The organism is Actinomycetota bacterium, from assembly GCA_035697485.1.
Lineage (GTDB): Bacteria > Actinomycetota > UBA4738 > UBA4738 > HRBIN12 > JAOUEA01.
Map to the genome: position 1 here is coordinate 82,539 of DASSCU010000043.1, position 17,501 is coordinate 100,039.

The following is a 17,501-nucleotide window of genomic DNA, read 5'->3' on the forward strand; positions in this document are numbered from 1 at the left end:
CCACTTGGCCGTGGCTCGCCATCGTGTCGTGTGCAAGGTTGTCGGTGCGAGGGTCCTCCGGCTCCGGCCCGCAAGCGCCGACGGGGAGGTGATGGGCGATGGTTCTCCTGTGGGTGGTCGGTGCAGCGGCCTGTTGCGCTCTCTGTGCGTGGGGGTTGTCCGCAGTGGTGCGCCGATCGAAGGAAGGCAGACTCGGGCACAGACGCAGGAGCGAGGTGCGGTAGATGACCGTCACAGATCTGGAACGAAGTCCGTCGGCCGGGCACTCGAGCAAGGGTGCGCAACGGACCGAACCAGCGGTGACGCCACGGCACCATCCCTGGCGTCACTTCGGCAGGCACTACGCGGAAATGGCCGCCGTCATGGCGGTCGGTATGGTCGCAGCCGCAGCTCTCTACATGACGATTGTCAACCTGATGGTCGAGCCGATCTCGTGGGAAGAGGCACTGATCCGGTATCCCGTGCAGACACTACTCGTGGTCGCCGTGGGGATGTCGCTCCCAATGATCCCCTGGATGCGGCGTCGCGGTCACAGCCGAAGGAGCAGCTGGGAGATGGCGGCAGCGATGGCGCTTCCAGTCATCCCGTTCGCCTGTCTGGCCTGGTTCGGTGTCGTCGAGGGCGCGCAGTGCGGTCTTTACTGCATCGTTGGGTTCGTTGCCATGCTCGCGCTCATGCTCTACCGGCGCGCAGAGTATGCCGGCCCGATGGCGTAGGAAGCCGCACGCTGAAGGAGATCGATGCGCTTCCTCTACTTCTACCTGATGAGAGATGCACCCGATCGCGTGCGAGCGACGGCGCCCGAGCACGCCGCCTACTGGCACGAACACGGGTTGGGGCACTATCTCGGCGGACCATTCGCGGACAGATCGGGAGGCCTGATCACCTTCGATGTCGCTTCCGCTGCCGGGGCCGAGCGACTCGTGGCCGATGACCCCTTCGTCCGGGAGGATCTCCTGGAGGGCCGCTGGGTCAAGGAGTGGATGATCGACTGAACACACCCTCGCGACCTTCAGGTGAGGAGGCTCCCATGGCGAGATGGTCGAGACGACATGCGCCGGCCGTGGGAGCGCATCAAACCCCTTCCAAACGCGGCGGCTCGAGACTCGCTTCACTGTCTACCTTGGAGTGCCTCCGGCTTGTTTATGCAAGTGTTATGCAAGGGCCACATCAGGCGCCGCGACCCTGCTGGCGAGCAGGGTGTGAGCCTTCATGTGGCCCTTGCCCTTCAGGTCCACGACACGAGGTGGTGCGAATAGGCACTTGCCTCGGAGGCGCCTGAAGACGGCATCGGATACTAGGATGCTTCCCGGCGCGGCGGCGGACTCGAGCCGACTGGCCACGTTCACCGTGTCGCCCCAGACGTCATAGGCGAACTTGCGGTGACCGATCACGCCGGCGACAACGGGCCCGCACGCGATCCCGATGCGCACGGAGATCGCTTCGCCGCCGGGCCATCGACAGTCCGAGAGACTCTCGCGTGCCCCGAGGGCCATCTCGACCGCGGCCTCTACGTGGTCCGACCGCGATCGCGGAACGCCTGCGACCGCCAGGTACGCGTCGCCGATCGTCTTGATCTTTTCCAGGCCGCACCGATCGGCGAGTTGGTCCAGTCGCGCGAACACCTGGTCCAACGTGACGACGAGTACATCGGGTTCGATGTCTGCCGCGCGAGCAGTGAAGCCGACCAGATCGGCGAACAGGACGGTGACGTCGGGGCACCATTCGGCGATCCGGGCGTCCTCGATGTCCGGTTCGAGAGTCTTCAGCCTGTCGATGATCGGCTCGGGGAGGATGTTGCGCAACAGCGCGTCGCCCCGTTCGCGCTCACGATCGAGCTGTCGCTCGCGCAAGAACAGCAACCGCGCGAATCGCTCGAGAACGAAGGCCCCCGCGGTTCCCGCGACCGCGAATGCGAATAGGTAGATGTCGGGAAGGAGCAACTCGATGTCTCCGGCGGTCTCGAAGATCACCCGGATGACGTTGTAGTAGACGATGACGAGGACGCCCCCGAGCGCCGCGTACGGGTATTGCAGACGGAACAGGACATAGGTGAAGGCCAGGACCAGCATCAGGTTGACGACGCCGGTCCAGTTTTCGGGATGGCGCGTCACGATCCGGTGGATGTCGGCAAGCGAGGTGCTCACGAGCACGAGGATGACGATCGCCCACTGCCACCACCCCGCGTAACTGCGAACGAAGGTAGATGCGAGACTCAGCGACGCGACGCCGACCCCGGCACCGAGGGTGACGACGAGATGCCACGCCATCCCCTCGTCTGCCACCGCGTTGCTCCCCCTCGTCAGTAGGGGGAGCAGGCCGAAGAATGCCCACACACCGATCGCGAACAGGAGGGCGGTGCGGACGTATCCGACGTTGTCGCGGAAGTATTGCTCCTGAAAGCTGCGCTCTACCCTCGCGTCGGAGAATCGGAGTGTTCGACGCATCGCGAAGAGGTGGTCGGGGACGCCTCTCCCCCGCGGCACCGTCGCGGGAGGAGAGACGACACCGCTCCAACCGCTGGACATGCCTCGATCACCCGCCTCGATCGAAATGGATCCTGGACCTCACGGTGGCCGGAGGTGAACGCCTCGAAGGCGCTATGCGGCTCGGGACCCAAACGCCCTCTTCCGCTCCTCGAACTCCTCCTGGGAGATCTCACCCCTGGCGAAGCGGTTCTCCAGGATGGTTCGAGCATCGGTCGGTTCGTCTGATCGTCGGTGGGAGCGAGAGGCGAACGTTCCGACCGCGAACACGAGGATCGCGGCGAGACCTCCCCATAACAGCAGCATCATCAAGACTCCCCAGAACCAGTCCCATCCGTCCATCATCAGGAACACCTCCCTTCGCCTATCGCGTTATGCCCTCATCGTCTCGAGCGCTAGGGTCGAACGCCTCGTCTTCGTCGGGACCAGCCACCCACCGCAAGCCTCCACCGGCATGCAGGCACGCGGACGCGGGGTGCTGCCCAACTCGCGAGACGGCTTCTCCAAGGCAGCTGGCAGCGGCATCGACACGGGCTCGGGCAGCCGCAACTCGGCTGCAGGTCGCCATCACGCCGGCTCCGATGGCCGTGATCAAGGCAACCCTGGGACTTAGGGGCGCATCCCACGTAAGAGCGTGAGGCGGTTGCCGGTCAACCACGTCAACATCACGGCCATCAGCCCGACAGTGTTCATAGAACGGAGCATGACGACCGGAGGGCCGGCGGCACGAGCGAATTCGAGTGCGGCCTCGATCCCATCTGTCACGAACGTGTAGGTCGTGCCGCCCTGCACGGGCTAGCCCTTGGGATTCCCCGGAGGCGCCCCACACGGCGCCGGACGAGAGGAGACACCGAGATCAGGAAACCCCCAGGTGTCGTGGCCATCAGACTGCCCTGCCCGCCTCCGCGCGGTCGCCAGCCGCGTCACGCATCGGCAGGAGTGGGACAAGCCACCGACGTGCAGTTGACCGTCGAACGGGCCGTCGTTGATCTCGGTCGCCACCGGCTGGGCGAGTGTCGTGCTCGCCTATCGGGAGCTCGGCCGATCAAGCACTGGCCTCCGCCGTTTCCTCTGACGTGGGGGTGGGTATCGCATCATCTGCTACTGAGGTTGAGGAGGCGGTCATGGCACAGATCGTGCGCGACGTGATGAGTTCGGACCTCGTGACAGTCGGGGTCGAGGACTCGCTGATCGAGGCGAGCAAGGCGATGCGGGAGCACGACATCGGCGATGTCATCATCGTCCAGGACGAGCGGCTGCTCGGCATCCTCACCGATCGAGACATCGTCGTACGCGGATTGGCCGAGGGGAAATCGCCGAACGCGCCCGCCTCGGAGATCGCTACCACAGAGGTGAAGGTGCTCTCCCCCGACGACGACGCGACCGAGGCGGTGCGCTGGATGCGAGAGGCCGCCGTCCGCAGACTACCGGTCGTGGAAGCGGGCCGGCCGATCGGGATCGTGAGCATCGGCGATCTCGCGGTCACGCTTGACCCGTCGTCGGCCTTGGCCGACATCAGCTCCGCTGAGCCGACCGGCTGAACGTGGCGTCGTCCCAGGAGTCCCCGGCGCTGAACCGCGACCGTCCTCTCCGAGCGTATCTCGAGGACCACTTGATCGGATCAGAGGTCGGGCTGCGGACGGCTCGTCGCCTGCACCGCCACGCCGAGGGTGAGCTGCAGGACTACATACAGGAACTGGTCACTCGCATCTCCGACGAGCAGCGGATCCTTCGGGAGGCGATCGTCGCGGCCGGACGCACGGTCGAGCCGGTGGCGATCGCCTCTCGAGCCTTCGGAGCGGCGACCTCACTGGGCGTCTGGGTGCGCCGGGCGTTGCCCGAGCCAGTGCCGTCGACCCTTGAAGACGTCGAGGCGCTGATCGTCGGCGTTCGAGGCAAGCGCCTCGTCTGGGAGACGATGGTCCAGGTTGCTGCGGCCGATCCTGGGTTCGATCGGTGGCCGTTCGCGCGGCTCGCCGCCGAGGCAGAGGTGCAAGAGCGTCGGCTCGTCGGGTTCCACCAGCATGTTGTGAGATCCATGCTCGGTGTGACTGAGTGACGGCGACGCCCCGAGTCGGGACGTGTTCACTGGCAGTGTGACTCGGCGCGCTCCGGGGAGGTGCAGGTGGAATCAGGGCGCGCCTGAGGCGACAGATACGTCCGTGAGGTCATGCGCGTTCATGGCCGCGCTCTACGCGGAGCACCCTCGTCGTGGTCGATGTCTGCACCACCTTGCGCCGTCGGATGGGATCGCTCATGACTCCTCCGGATGCGCGACCTCGGTGTCCAGAGCTCCCTGAGCGGCCCCCGACCCCGCTCGTCCTCCCCCGGACCCTCGAAGTGCGAACGCTGCGCCGGCCGCCAGAAGCGCGCCGGCCAACGGTCCAGCCACGTACACCCAGTAATCCGTGAAGTTCGCCCCAACGAGGTTCGGACCGAAGGTGCGGGCGGGATTCATGGACGCGCCGGAGATCGGACTGCCCCACAGGCCGGCGAGGGCGATGTACGCGCCCACGCCGAAGGCCCCGACGATCCCGATGTTCTGCGCACCCGAGGCCGTGCCCAGGATCACGCTCACGAGACCCAGCGTGAGGACCGCCTCCATCAGGAAGGCGTCGAACGACGAGTAGCCGGTTGCCGGGTAGTTGGAGCCGAACGTCGCGGAGACGTGGATGACCGATTGGAGGAACCACGCCGCGAGCGCCGCACCGGCCAGCTGGACGACGATGTAGCCAGGCACCCGTCGCCACGGGAAGTCCCCCCGGAGCGAGAACGCGAGGCTCACCGCGGGATTGAGGTGGGCGCCGGACACCTTGCCCATGAACAAGATGATGGCCAGGACCATCAGCCCCGGCGCGACGACGGCCGCCGTCCGACTGATGGTGTTGGGGAATGCTTGGCCCATCATCCCCCCGCCCGCGGCGACGAGCACGAGGAAGAACGTGCCCAACAACTCGGAGAATAGCCGGCGCCATTCCTGCTTCGGATCCTTGAAGTCCTCCATCGGCTGGAAGACTTCTCCCTCGAACCATCGCTCGACGCGCCCGGTCGCTCCCGATCCTGCCTCAGACATGACTCCCCCTCCCCCGGAACCGTCACCCGGCAGATCGAGGATGTCAATCCGCCCCTCGTGGCCGTGACATATGTCTCGGGGCGAGCCGGCCAAGGTGGATCAAGGCACAGGCGGTGCGAGCGTGGGACGTTGGGAGGTGGTGAGAGCTAGGCTTCGGGTCTGTCGATCTGCCTGGACCCCCCCAAGCTGAAGTGGTGGAAGACGAGATCGCTCCGGAGGAGCTTGACGCCTTCCTTGAAGGCGTCCGACAGTCGTTGATAGAGAGTCACGGCTTCCTCGATGTTGATGCGATGCTCGGACTGCTCGATATGACGATGGAAGAGTTCGAGGTGGTCGCGCAGCAAGAGAACTTCCCGGCGGCGGAGATCATCGCTCCGGGCTGGGCCCTGTGGGATCTCGCGGACGTCGTGAAGTGGCGCGATTGTTAGCTGACTTCCCAGGCCAGATCCGACATCAAGGCCCCACGGAGTTGGAGCAGTTGGTATCTCGCCGAGCGGTGAATAGGGTCGAGGATGCAAGTTCCGGCCGCCTCAGAGTCTTCGTACCCGAGGGGTGACTCGTCGGGTCTGGAGGCCCCAACTCCTGATTGGCTCGGCTCCCTCACCGACCAACTCCACTGCCTCGGGTTCGATCGCCGAAGATCGACCTCCTCCTTCAACTGTGAGTACCTTGGAGTGCCTTCGGGTCGTTATGCAGATGTTGGGCAGGCATAGGCCGGGTCATCGAGGTGAGGGTCCGCTCAGCTCGCAGTGTCACTCCAGCGGGCAGCCGCATGTGCCGATCCATACGGCCCCGTGGTTGGCGTCGATCGCGACGCTGGAGGCGAAGAACTCATCCGGCATCGCCATATCGACCACGTCGGCCTCGTCGTCGTTCGCGTCGAGCACGTAGACATGATCGGCGGCCGCGACCCAGATGTGGCCGAGGCCGACCTGGGCATCTGCGATCGTCCCTTCGAACCCGACCGCGCGGCCACGCTCGCCCGTACGCGGATCGATCGGAGTCACGGTCGACGCACCTTGGTCGACGAGCCAGAGCTGGGCGGGCGCCTCCTCCCCCATCGGTCCGACGAGGAAAGCCTCCTCGGGAATCTCGAATCGTCTGTACCGCTCGGAGGCGACGGCGAACCGAAAGATCTGCCGGTTATCGCAGTCGCAGATCCACACGTAGTCGGCGAACGGCACGACGGCGCCCGGAGAGACCGCGTCGGACGGCCACCGCTGCACCTCGAGGGTCACCGGATCGACGCGGCCGAGGACACCGTTCGTCGTAACGAACCACACGGCATCCTGTCCGATCGCGAGCGTGGCGACGCCGCCTTGGATGTCGAGCGACGTCACCGGCTCGCCCGATATCAAGTCGACGCGGACGAGTGAGTCGGCGTCGGCGTCGGATCCCAGCCATTCCGACCCGAAGCCGATCACGGAACTCTGGTGGTCGTCGCCGACGTCGAAGGTGTCACGCATGGCGCCGGTCTCCAGATCGCGTGTACGCACCTCCGACGGGGTCATCTGGAACAGGGCGCCGTTCTCGACCGACAAGGCATGCCACAGGTGGTCTGATAGGAGTCCGTCGTCGACCGTGGCGGCGATCTCTTTCGTCCGGGCGTCGAGCCGGACCAAGCTGACGGTCGAGGACGGGCTCGGTCCTCCGACGACGGCGATGAGCGCCGCGAGACCGACGACGGCCGCGACGAAGACGACGGCTGACACGACGGCCGTGCGACGGCGGGTGGCCTTCCGCTCGTCCGCCTCGATGGCGTCCAGCCGCTCTATCGCGTCGGCCGGATCGATCGGACGAGGAGCCGGCTCCCCATCGACCGAACGGACCGCAGCCACTTGCCAGGTCCCTGAGACGCCCTTCAGCTCGTGCGACACCAGGTCGTCGAACTCGATCGTCGACCCGTGCACGAGATCCTTCACCGTGCTCGTCACAAGGACTTCGGCGGCTGCGGCCAGAGCCATCACACGGGCGCCGATGTGTACTGCGACACCGCCGAGATCGCCCTGGATCGTCTCAACCTCCCCGGTGTGGAGCCCGACCCGCACGTCGATGCCGAGGTCGTGAACGTTGCGTGCGATTCCCACGCCGGCAGCGACCGCACGTGCTGGTTCGGGGAACGTCGCCAGGAAGCCGTCACCGGTAAAGTTGCCCTCACGCCCGCCATGTGCCCGGAGTTGGGCACTGACGACCTTACGGAAGCGGGTCAACAGCGTGCGCCATCGGGCATCGCCGAGGTCCGAGGCCACGTGCGTCGAACCCACGATGTCCAGGAACAGCACGGTGGCGAGCCGACGGCCGCCCGTCGAGTAGCTCACTCGGCATCCTGGGCACAGACACCGCTCGGATGCAACCCTGGGGGCGATCTAGTCGACGACGCCCGCGCTCCAGCCCGAACGCACCAGAGCGCTTTCGCGGCCCAGCGATGCTCCCATGTTCCGAGTTACGTCCCCGCGGGTCAAGGTGGGAAGGGAGTGTCTGCGCGTCAGGTAGGAGCAGCGCCGAACACTCGTCCGAACTCCCTCTCCTCTGTGAACGGACGCCGCTGCCCGCTAGAGGATCGGACCCGCTTGGCAAGGACGTCAGCGTCCCCGAAGCGCCTTTACATCGTCGATCAGCGCGGAGTACGGTCGCCGCGAACCGCGGAAGGGAGGGTCCGTGGGCTCGGGCCCATCGTTCATGCGCTACGCCATCCGACTCGCCGTGCTCGTGACAGCCGTCGCGGTCGTCGCTTGCAGCGGTGGCGAGCCGGCCCCACCGTCGCTCGCCCAGCGATTCGTCACGGCCGCGGATGCTCCAGGAAGCACGATCGACCCCGTCGAGGTGCGGGAAACCGCAGAGGAGATCGACGCGTTCGTCTCGCTCTTCAGCCAACACATGGTCGATGCCGACCGAGACGAGATGACCACGGTCTTCCGGGAGGCGGGCTTCCAAGAGGCGGGGACCGAGGTGCGCTTCATCGGAGAGACGCATTCGCCGGACGTGCCTCACATCTTCAGCTCGTTCTACGAGCTCGGATCCGAGGACGAGGCGACGAGCGCGCTCGACTGGCTCGTGACGGATGCGAAGAAGCCATGCCCCGAGAGCTGTGCCACGGTGATCAGCGAGTTCGACGTGCCTGGCATCCCGGATGCGAGCGGTGTCCGCCGGCTCACGACGGCCGAGGCCATCGAGGCCGCTGGGACGCCGAACCAGATCCCCCGCGACAGCTACTGGGTGGGGTTCACCCTCGGTTCATCCGTCTACACGATGGATCTCGCGGGACCCCCGGGATCCGTCACCGTGCAGCAAGCTCGAGAGATCGCGAGCGCCTACTACGACCGGCTCGTTGGCAACTAGACGGTTCCTCCGGTGGAGACGATCGTCACGGTGTGTAGGTCGCCGGTGAGCCCCTGCTCAGAGATCAGGGGATAGCTATTCATGCGTCAGCCCCCGCGATCGAGGCTGCCTTCCGTCTCGTCCTCTTCGGAGGAGGAGTGCACCGTACGCCTGTGCCTCAACGGGGTCATCGGGTTGCAGCGATGCGCCAGACGCCTGGTGCAGGCACGAGGAGGTTTGCCCGCTGCCGAGTTCGGGCATCCTTTCGTCGCCATCACAAGGAGACCCCATGGGCGAGTCAGTCGTTCTTGGCATCACCGGTCTGGTGGTCGGGGCGATCGCCGGGCGAAGAGCTTGAAGGAGATCCAGGAACGGCTAGGCGCTGTCACCCGCTAGGGAACGAGCCGAAGGGAGGTCACCATGAACCGGGCCCAGATGGAAGAGTTGCTCTATGAGTCACTCGAGACCGAGCAGGGCGGCGTGCAGATCTACGAGACGGCCGTGCAGTGCGCTCGTAACGACGACCTGCAGAAGGAATGGACGAGGTATCTCGAGGAGACGCGCAACCACGAGACGATCATGCTTCGTGTCCTCGACACGTTCGGCCTCGAACCCGACCGCGAGTCCCCTGGCCGGCACATCGTGAAAAGCAAGGCCGAGACGCTCGTCACGTCGATGAAGACGGCTCTCGCCTCCGACCCGGCCACGGCCCAGCTGGTCGCTGCCGAGTGCGTGGTCGAGGCCGAAACCAAGGACCACATGAACTGGGAGCTGATCGGGGAAGTCGCGCACAACCTGAAAGGCGTCGAGGCGAAAGTGCTGAAGGAGGCCTACGGCGAGGTCGAAGAGGAGGAGGACGAGCACCTGTACCACACGATGGGATGGGCTCGAGAGCTCTGGCTCGAGTCGCTCGGTCTGCCCGCCGTCCTCCCGCCCCCCGAGGAACAGAAGCACACGAAGACCGCGATCGGAGCGGACCGAGCGAAGCAGGCCCGCAAGGAGATGCTCTAGAGGTTGAGCAAGTCGCTCGGATCCTGGCCGAGAGCCAGCGCGACGCTTGGCCTTCGCATGTGGGCGACGAGATCCGCCGGCCTGGCGTGTCTGGACGACGACGCAATCCCACAGTTTCAGCACCGCGTGCAATGCGCGGCCCTCACGCGACGGTTCTGATGCGAGCACGACCTCACTTGCGAGATCGACCGACGCCGGCCCAGGCCCGAGATTGACGGCGGCGGCCGCATCAGAACCGAGTCGCCAAGCGAGCACACCCTCGGATGTGGCGAGCATCTGAGCCGGAGTCCCGGCCCGCAAGACTGGGCGGATCCGGTTCAGGCGGCGGCACCACGCGGCACGGAGCCAGGATCGTGTCGCTGGTCCTCGACCGACGTCGCGACCGGGCCGGGTGGAAGCCACGCGTCCACGCCCGATGCGGTGAAGCCTCTGCCCGCCCTGAGGTCCATGGGGATTGGCGTGCGCCCGGAGTCACGACCCCGGCCATCCTCACGTCCCCGGCGCCGGCAGGTCTAGCTCGAACCACACGACGTTGAGCCCCCTCTCGCGGCCCGCGCCCCAACGAGGGCGGTATCCGCCGGATCAAGCTGCTTCGCCCGATCCGCCGGATCCGGTCAGCGAATGTTGCCGATCATGTTCTTCACCGTCTCGTGCTTGGTCTTCATGATGTTGCTCAGTGCAGTGAACCGGCGGCTATCCTCTTGCATCGAGTTCTGCAGTTGGAGGTACCGGAGATTGAAGCTCATCTGCATTTCTTGCATCTCTATCAATGCCCGCACGAACTCCGCCTGCGCATCCTGGATGCTTGCCGACAGCTCAGCTAACGTTGCGAGATCCGCATCCGCCCCTTCCAGAACGCGCATCGCCCTATTGACCCGCTTCCTGTTGCCCTTAGCCACATTTGCCCCCTTCCGGATAGCGTCCCCATGATGAATGAGCGTATTCTCGGCTCAGCGGGCGCCAACCGAGCGGGCTCGCTCACTCGACCCTCGCATCGAGCAGCTCACGCGCTGCGGCTCGCCGAGAGAGACAACATCTGGTCGTCACGAACGCGAAGTGATGTGCCCGGCGAGCCTTCCCCGTCCCGCCGAACACATCACGGTCCGCTCTGATGGTGATAACCCGCCGGGCGGACATTTGACTTCTCGCCACTTACCCACCGGCCCGCTGTCGAAACGGGTCTTGAATCCTCTTTGGGACTCGGCAGTGTCCTTGAACGCATATATCTAGCCCAGTCCACAGATTCCGTGTCCCCAACGGCCCTCCCGTCAACGATGCGATCGAAGGCCTCCATGGCCTTCAGAGCGATCTCGGGAGGGCGAACGTTGTCGAGCGCGAATCGAACGATCATGAAGTCGTCCATGGACGCCAGACCTCCCCATCGAGTGCAGCCAGTCGTCGAAGAGGTCCACTAGTTACCCCGCCCGTCTCGAGTCAAACGGATCTGACTTTGAGGGACTGCCCAGACCATCCGAGGATCAGTGAACGACCCATTGGATCTCCTCAAGTACGTCAGTTCGGTCCGTAGTCCCCGTGTACCCCACCACGACGGAGGAGGAACGTTCCCCGACCTTGTCGCGGCTTCGCAACGGGGGCAGAGTTGCGGAATGCCTCAACCACTTTGTGGACAACGCGAAGGGGCGGCGCAGCCACGCCACCCCTTCGCTTCCTCGGAGAGGAGCGTCGCCGGGCGGGTCCAGTCCCCCGCCGATGCGTCACGGCGACGCCGAACGTCGACCCCTGGCTCGACCGTCTAAACGGCTTCGTCGCGCTCCTTTGGAGGATCGATCCAGTCCAACCGATCGTCCATCTTGGTGAGCTGCATGACCTTGCTCACGACGTCGTTGCATCCGCGCACGAAGGACACCTTCCGGTGACTATCACGACCAGCGACGTGTGCTCCCACGAGGACCGAGAGTCCCATCGAGTCGAGGAACGACAGGCCACGAAGATCGAAGACGATCTCGGAGGCGTTCTCATGCTCGCCCAGTGCCTCTTCGAGCTGCGACACCGTTGCCATATCCAGCTCGCCTGCGAGTCGGAATACGGTTCGCTCGTCCTGGGCATCGACATCCACTCGGAACGGCAGATCGACAGTGTCCATGCGCATCCTCCCAGGTCAGGGTTGGCACGAACGTCCTGTGGGTACCCGCTCTTCCAGGAAACCTATATCGAACATCTCCAGCGAAGGGAAGCCCCAATCCTGCGCAGAGAAGTGATCTTGCCGGCCGACGATCAGGCCCCTCTCCTCGCTCGATCCGCCCTCAACCGGATCGTCCCCCCGCCGGCGTTGGGGGGGCGACACGACGACGCGCGTCTGGCCCTCAGTGAGGTCGCTACCAACGCTGTTCGCCACGCCGGACTGCGGGATCGGGATGTCGTGCGCATGGTGATCGAGGCCGACGACGAGCATGTCAGGGTGGAGGTGGAACAACCCACGCCTGCGGCTGAGGTCCGGCTCGTCGAGCCGGGCATCGACGGTCCAGACCGAGTCGGCGGCTTCGGGCTTCACATCGTGGACCAGACCGCCGACAGGTGGGGTTACGAAGCAGGTCCCCCCGGTCGGGTCTGGTTCGAGTTCAGGCGCTAGATCTGTCTCGCTCAGTCGAGCCACCTCCAAGCCGACGCGCCACGTGTCGCCCTCAAGCCGCCACGACGACGCAACCGCCCGTCGGCGATCCAGCATCAGGCCCTACGCCGACAGCCACGAGTGCGAATGCCACGAGCCATGCGGTAGAGACGCTCCCGGTCCCTCCGAGGGCGTGGTTTCGTTTCACTTGGGGCCGGTGTCGCGGCGATCGCGCGCAGAGGCGACCACGGTGAGGGGGCTTGGAAGTCAGCACGCTATGGGACGGATGGCTCCTTGACCGGACGTTGACCAGCTCTCGACGTGGCGTGCTTCTCAAACCGCGGACACTTGAGGCGTGCAAGGTTCATCACGAGACCTGGAGTCGACCTCCGGAAGACTTCGGTCCGTCCGGCGGCGGATCACTCTGTTCCGTCGGGCCGACCCAAGCACAGGGCGAGCTTCGCGCCGAGGCATCTGCAGAAGGCGTGACGTTGAGTGCCGCCGAGTACCTTGGAGTGCCTTCGGGTTGTTCTGCGGCGCTATGCAACCAGAGCATCAAACCGACGCTGCGAGATGGTGGTCATTCCACAAGGCTGAGGTCAGTGATCTCGTAGCGGAAGAACTCGGCGTCCCGCCAACAGTCGACGCCGTCGAACCAGCCTCCTCGACCCGCGCTCGGGATAGTCAGACCGCCGAACGTGGAAACGCGAGTGAGCTCGTGTACGAACCGATGGAGGCGGGCCTGCTCGTTGTTGTCGGGGGCACCCCACCGATCGAGAGCGATGGAGCGCACACGCGCATGGTGGTCAAGCGTGTAGTCCAACGTCAGATCAAGGTCGTCGACGGGATACCTGGCGGTGATGTGATGTGGGTCACGGGCGCTCCAGGCAACGCCGAAGCGGGGCAGCATCGCGGTCGGCACCCAGACGGCTTCGGCGCCTGCGCGACCCGCGGCACTACGAGAGACGTCGGGTCCCTCGGCAAGCATGAGGTTGATCCGCCCCAGGAGCTTCCACTCCATGGCTCCGTCGCCGTCGACGTACCGGTCTGAGCCAACGACGACCCTCGCAACACGAGCGGCCCACAGATAGCCGTGCAGGGGCGAGAGTATCTGTTCAGCCCGGAAGGGGAGCCACCACTTCCCGACCCTGACAGCGCCGTGCATCCGGAGACGCGCCGATTGGGCCAACGGCGTCCCCGAAGCGATCGATGCGCGAAAGTACCGATGAACGAGGTCGGGCAGTCCCTGGAGCTCGCCGTCTGAGAACGAACCCTGCGCGTGCAGACGCCCAAGTCGAGCATCCACCGACCGAAGTGAGGTCATGACCGCCCAGCTCGTGTCAGGCCGTATCCGCGGACCATCGCGCCGACCGCGTCGTGATCTTGAGCGCCGCCGACCAGAAGTCCCGCGAGCCGAACCGATCGCCAGCCTGGCGGCGAGGAGTGACGAAGGTTGCCACGGCGGCTCAGGGCTTTTCGGTGGCGTCGGCTCGCTCGACGAGCGGTCATGGGTGAACCGAAGATGGATGGCGGTCGCCATCGAAGTCCCCCAGAGGGTTCCGGTTCCTGCTCTTGGGACAAGCATCCGTCCCCGAGGTCCTTCCGGATCGAGTCGATGGTCCGTGGACCAGTAGGTCCTCGACGTGTGACCTGTAAGGGCGAGACAACGTGCTGGTCAGGGCGTTGAGCAGCGGAAACGGTCGTTGCGTACCGTTGTTTCGGAATCGACACACGCTCCTCTCAACCGGAAGTCGAAGGACGGTCAATAGCAGTCATCCGACCGCGCCGCTTGGAGCCTATTCGAGGGCGACTTCCGAGGATCACCGAAGACTTCCTCATCACCTGAGTGGGGGGACCTCTCCGTACATTCGGGAACGCTCGCCCAGCAAGGGAGGCCTTACCCGGATAGGACTCTTGCCTCTACAGGCGGGTTATCCCATCGGGGAGAGTGACGATTGAAGGTACTTGATGGAGGGAGACCTCGGATGACAACCAGACGAGAAAGGAAGGTCGGACTCTCGCTCGCCGGGGCAGGAGTCGGCGTTGTCGGTGTTGCAATCGTCGTGGTCGGCCTGACGACCACCAGTGGCGGCCCCGACTGGGTGGGGATCATCACGGCGATCGCAGGAGTGGTCATTACCTTCACCGGCCTGTTCCAGGCTTATCGGGGGGACACTCCTCACGCTGCTTGAGCCACTACGGCGTTGGACACTGCAGCCCGGCGACACCCGTAGCTCGAGGGCAGGGAAGCGAGCAGCGCCTTCCCCACCGCGACGGGACGGTCGGCCTGGGTCCGCGCGCGACAGTGCTCCTACCGTCGGGGTGAGGGTTGAACCGGGGTGAGTCGGATGAGTCGGATAAGCGTGAAGGACACCTCGCTCCAATCGGTAGAGCATCCATCGCCGGCCGCGAGGGGAGGACATGTTCTGAGTGATCGGCTCCGGCGCGGCAGCGGAGCGACCCGGATCGTCGTCACGACCTTCGGCATCCTCGCCGCGCTCGCCGGGATCGAGCACGGGATCGGCGAGATCCTGCAGGGACCCGGCGCGCCGGACGGGCTCATGATCCGATCGTGGCCTGACGCCGAGGCGATGGAAGTGCTCCAAGGCGAACCTGCACTCACCGTCATCCCGGACCTGCTCGTCGCCGGGGTGCTCACGGTGCTGGTCGCCGCTGCGACGGCGATCTGGTCCGTGACATCAGCCGATCGCAGGAGCCGAGGCATCGGGCTGATCGTGTTGTCAGCCGTGCTCCTCGTGGTCGGAGGTGGGTTCGGGCCAGCCCTCGTCCTGGTCATCCTAGGGATCGCGGCCACACGCGTCGACGTCGTGCCACGTCGACCGCCGGGCCCTGTGTGGCAGGTCACCGCGCGAGCCTGGCCATGGTTCACCGCTGCCGGAGCGGTCGGGTACCTCGGCCTCATGCCGGGCACAGTCGTACTGTCCACGTTGGGGTTCGAGAGCGCCGGACTCACCGTGGGCCTGTCGCTCCTCGCGTTCGGCGGGCTGGTGGGGGCGCTGATCACAGCGCGGGCGAGGGATCGAACCGGATCGATCACCCTGTCGATGCCACCGGGCCGTGCCAGAAAGCTGGCACCTCCCACACATGGAAGAAGCGGCTGCTAGATCAGTCGCTTCTTTCTGCTTTGTCGCCAAGGAGCGTCGCCGGGCGCGTACAGGGCAGCGGGGCGGACGCACCTCACGGTCTCGGCGGACTTCCCGGGGCTCGAGGACCGCGAGAAGGCCGAGCTCCTCCGGAGTCTCACGCAGCAGAGCGTCGATGACGTGAAGCGCCTAATCGAGACCGACCTGTGCCGGAGATCGGTCGCTGTGATGGCCCGGCGTGCAGGCTCCATCCTCGCGCCGAGCCTTCGCTTCGACGTGGACGGGTGGCCGAGGGCCTGCTGGAGGAGCGACCCCTACAGGCCCACGGGCGGCGACGTCAGCGAATCTCCACCGCAGACGCACGCGGTCGTCCCGCCGCTGACGCTGCACCCACCGCCAGACCGGGACGCTTCATCTCCCGACCAGCGCCTCAGCGATCGCGAAGATGCGCTGGACGATGCAGACCCAGCGGTAGGGCAGGAGGCCGGACCTTCCCTTTCACGATGACCGTGCTTCCCCAAGCGATCTCTGCGCCAACCGGCACGCACTCCCCTGGGAATTGGTGCCTACCCGGAGCCTGGTAGTGGATGCCCGTCTGCCGCGAGCGCGAAGGTTCCCACGAATGCGAGCGTCACGACGGCGAGGGCGATCCGTTTCACCTGATACCCCCGACCTTGCGATGTGGTGTGGACGGCCACCCTGTCATCGATGAGTTCGGTGCGCCTGTGCCGTCATATCCTGCGATGAGGTAATCCCGAAGTGGCGCTCTCAAAGGAGGGACAAGATGCGCAACCCCTTTCCGTGCCTCTGGTTCGACGGCAAGGCTGAGGATGCGGCGACGTTCTACGCGAGCCTGCTTCCCGGCAGCAGCGTCGACAAGGTCTGGCGCTCCCCCGCCGACACGCCCAGCGGGCCAGCCGGGATGGTCCTGACGGTTGACTTCACCCTCAATGGCCAGCACTTCCAGGGCCTGAACGGCGGGCCGGATTTCAGCTTCAACGAGGCGGTTTCGTTCGTCATCGAGTGCGAGGACCAGGACGAGGTCGACCGGCTGTGGGATGCGCTCACGGCGGACGGGGGCGAGCCGGGCCCGTGCGGATGGCTCAAAGACCGATTCGGGCTGTCGTGGCAGATCGTGCCGCGCCAGCTGACCGAGCTGGTTGGAGATCCCGATCCGGAGCGTGCGCGCCGCGCCATGGAGGCGATGCTCAGGATGGCCAAGATCGATGTCGCCGAGCTCCAGCGGGCGGCCGAGGCGCCCTAGAGTCTTCTGTCGTATGTCGAAGTTGATCACGGAGTACGCCTACATGACGGATGTGTAGAGCGGAATGGCTGGTCCCGGATGGAAGGCGAAGCGCAGAGAGAAGGCCCGAACGCGCCCTTGCCGAGGTCGATCGCATCGTGGGCGCGTGATACTCATCCGAGCGAGCCGATCGAAGGAGGCGTCATGATCGAGGTCAGGAGCCCGGCTTTCTCCGAGGGCGACACCCTTCCCGTCGAGTTCACGTGTGACGGCGACAACGTCTCGCCGCCGCTCAGCTGGTTGGGCGTCCCAGAGGGCGCCTCAGAGCTGCGGATCAGCCTCCGAGATCCAGATGCGCCGCGCGGCACCTTCACGCACTGGCTGGTCGTTGGGGTCGATCCAGCGTCGACGGACGTCGGCCGGGGGACGGTCCCGGCGAGCGGCACCGAGGAGGGGAACAGCTTCGGGGACGACGCGTACGGCGGTCCGTGTCCCCCGCGCGGTGACGACCCACATCGGTACGTCTTCACCGTCGAGGCCCTCGACGCAGCCGGCAACGTCCTGGCGTCGGGAGCGGTCACGACCAGGTACGGACGATGAGCCTGGTCAGGGTCCCCGTGTCGCGGACGCTCTACGGGAAGCCGTCTTAGGGCGGCAGGCTCCTCGCGTGACTTCTGACTTGCTGTGGGAGGTACGC

At 65.6% G+C, this 17,501-nt stretch carries 17 protein-coding genes; 10 read left to right on the top strand and 7 right to left on the bottom strand.

Annotated features, from left to right (window positions below):
• Nucleotides 1-224 precede the first annotated feature (224 nt).
• Both VFI59_11920 and VFI59_11925 read left to right on the top strand, forming a co-directional pair.
• Nucleotides 225-716: a hypothetical protein gene (locus VFI59_11920; GenBank protein HET6714401.1), complete on the top strand. Its 492-nt coding sequence runs from the start codon at nucleotides 225-227 to the stop codon at nucleotides 714-716.
• A gap of 24 nt (nucleotides 717-740) precedes the next feature.
• The gene (locus VFI59_11925; GenBank protein HET6714402.1) at nucleotides 741-995 is read left to right on the top strand and encodes a YciI family protein; all 255 of its coding nucleotides are present in this window, start codon (nucleotides 741-743) and stop codon (nucleotides 993-995) included.
• A 159-nt stretch (nucleotides 996-1,154) separates the two neighbouring features.
• Here VFI59_11925 and VFI59_11930 read toward each other — a convergent pair whose 3' ends face one another.
• The gene (locus VFI59_11930) at nucleotides 1,155-2,447 is read right to left on the bottom strand and encodes an adenylate/guanylate cyclase domain-containing protein (GenBank protein HET6714403.1); all 1,293 of its coding nucleotides are present in this window, start codon (nucleotides 2,445-2,447) and stop codon (nucleotides 1,155-1,157) included.
• A 1,163-nt stretch (nucleotides 2,448-3,610) separates the two neighbouring features.
• Between VFI59_11930 and VFI59_11935 the strand changes: the two genes are divergently transcribed.
• Complete coding sequence (locus VFI59_11935) at nucleotides 3,611-4,027, top strand: CBS domain-containing protein (GenBank protein ID HET6714404.1); 417 nt, start codon at nucleotides 3,611-3,613, stop codon at nucleotides 4,025-4,027.
• A 71-nt stretch (nucleotides 4,028-4,098) separates the two neighbouring features.
• Nucleotides 4,099-4,545: a hypothetical protein gene (locus tag VFI59_11940; GenBank protein HET6714405.1), complete on the top strand. Its 447-nt coding sequence runs from the start codon at nucleotides 4,099-4,101 to the stop codon at nucleotides 4,543-4,545.
• A gap of 195 nt (nucleotides 4,546-4,740) precedes the next feature.
• Here the strand turns inward: VFI59_11940 and VFI59_11945 are convergent, their stop codons facing one another.
• Nucleotides 4,741-5,559 (bottom strand): aquaporin, encoded by an 819-nt coding sequence (locus VFI59_11945; protein HET6714406.1) that lies wholly within the window; start codon nucleotides 5,557-5,559, stop codon nucleotides 4,741-4,743.
• Between the two features lie 194 nt (nucleotides 5,560-5,753).
• Between VFI59_11945 and VFI59_11950 the strand changes: the two genes are divergently transcribed.
• Nucleotides 5,754-5,987: a hypothetical protein gene (locus tag VFI59_11950; protein HET6714407.1), complete on the top strand. Its 234-nt coding sequence runs from the start codon at nucleotides 5,754-5,756 to the stop codon at nucleotides 5,985-5,987.
• A gap of 324 nt (nucleotides 5,988-6,311) precedes the next feature.
• Here the strand turns inward: VFI59_11950 and VFI59_11955 are convergent, their stop codons facing one another.
• Entirely contained in the window at nucleotides 6,312-7,877 is a 1,566-nt protein-coding gene (locus tag VFI59_11955; protein ID HET6714408.1) for an adenylate/guanylate cyclase domain-containing protein, read from the bottom strand.
• A 340-nt stretch (nucleotides 7,878-8,217) separates the two neighbouring features.
• Here VFI59_11955 and VFI59_11960 point away from each other — a divergent pair, with 340 nt between their 5' ends.
• Both VFI59_11960 and VFI59_11965 read left to right on the top strand, forming a co-directional pair.
• A complete protein-coding gene (locus VFI59_11960; protein ID HET6714409.1) occupies nucleotides 8,218-8,898 on the top strand; it encodes a hypothetical protein in 681 nt (226 codons plus the stop codon).
• Between the two features lie 399 nt (nucleotides 8,899-9,297).
• Nucleotides 9,298-9,888: a hypothetical protein gene (locus tag VFI59_11965; GenBank protein HET6714410.1), complete on the top strand. Its 591-nt coding sequence runs from the start codon at nucleotides 9,298-9,300 to the stop codon at nucleotides 9,886-9,888.
• Between the two features lie 614 nt (nucleotides 9,889-10,502).
• Here VFI59_11965 and VFI59_11970 read toward each other — a convergent pair.
• The 4 genes from VFI59_11970 to VFI59_11985 form a co-directional block, all read right to left on the bottom strand.
• Nucleotides 10,503-10,787, bottom strand: a complete 285-nt coding sequence (locus VFI59_11970; GenBank protein ID HET6714411.1) for a hypothetical protein — start codon at nucleotides 10,785-10,787, stop codon at nucleotides 10,503-10,505.
• Between the two features lie 854 nt (nucleotides 10,788-11,641).
• Nucleotides 11,642-11,992, bottom strand: a complete 351-nt coding sequence (locus VFI59_11975) for an STAS domain-containing protein (GenBank protein ID HET6714412.1) — start codon at nucleotides 11,990-11,992, stop codon at nucleotides 11,642-11,644.
• Between the two features lie 15 nt (nucleotides 11,993-12,007).
• Nucleotides 12,008-12,574: a hypothetical protein gene (locus VFI59_11980; GenBank protein HET6714413.1), complete on the bottom strand. Its 567-nt coding sequence runs from the start codon at nucleotides 12,572-12,574 to the stop codon at nucleotides 12,008-12,010.
• Nucleotides 12,575-13,037: 463 nt separating this feature from the next.
• Entirely contained in the window at nucleotides 13,038-14,042 is a 1,005-nt protein-coding gene (locus tag VFI59_11985) for a DUF6544 family protein (protein HET6714414.1), read from the bottom strand.
• 763 nt (nucleotides 14,043-14,805) lie between these two features.
• Here VFI59_11985 and VFI59_11990 point away from each other — a divergent pair.
• The 3 genes from VFI59_11990 to VFI59_12000 all read left to right on the top strand — a co-directional run bounded on the left by VFI59_11990 (nucleotide 14,806) and on the right by VFI59_12000 (nucleotide 17,404).
• Nucleotides 14,806-15,582 (top strand): hypothetical protein, encoded by a 777-nt coding sequence (locus VFI59_11990; GenBank protein ID HET6714415.1) that lies wholly within the window; start codon nucleotides 14,806-14,808, stop codon nucleotides 15,580-15,582.
• 763 nt (nucleotides 15,583-16,345) lie between these two features.
• Nucleotides 16,346-16,825 carry a VOC family protein gene (locus VFI59_11995; GenBank protein ID HET6714416.1) on the top strand — a complete coding sequence of 160 codons (480 nt, stop codon included), beginning with the start codon at nucleotides 16,346-16,348 and terminating at the stop codon, nucleotides 16,823-16,825.
• Nucleotides 16,826-17,008: 183 nt separating this feature from the next.
• Nucleotides 17,009-17,404 (top strand): YbhB/YbcL family Raf kinase inhibitor-like protein, encoded by a 396-nt coding sequence (locus VFI59_12000; GenBank protein HET6714417.1) that lies wholly within the window; start codon nucleotides 17,009-17,011, stop codon nucleotides 17,402-17,404.
• The last annotated feature ends 97 nt before the right edge of the window (nucleotides 17,405-17,501 follow it).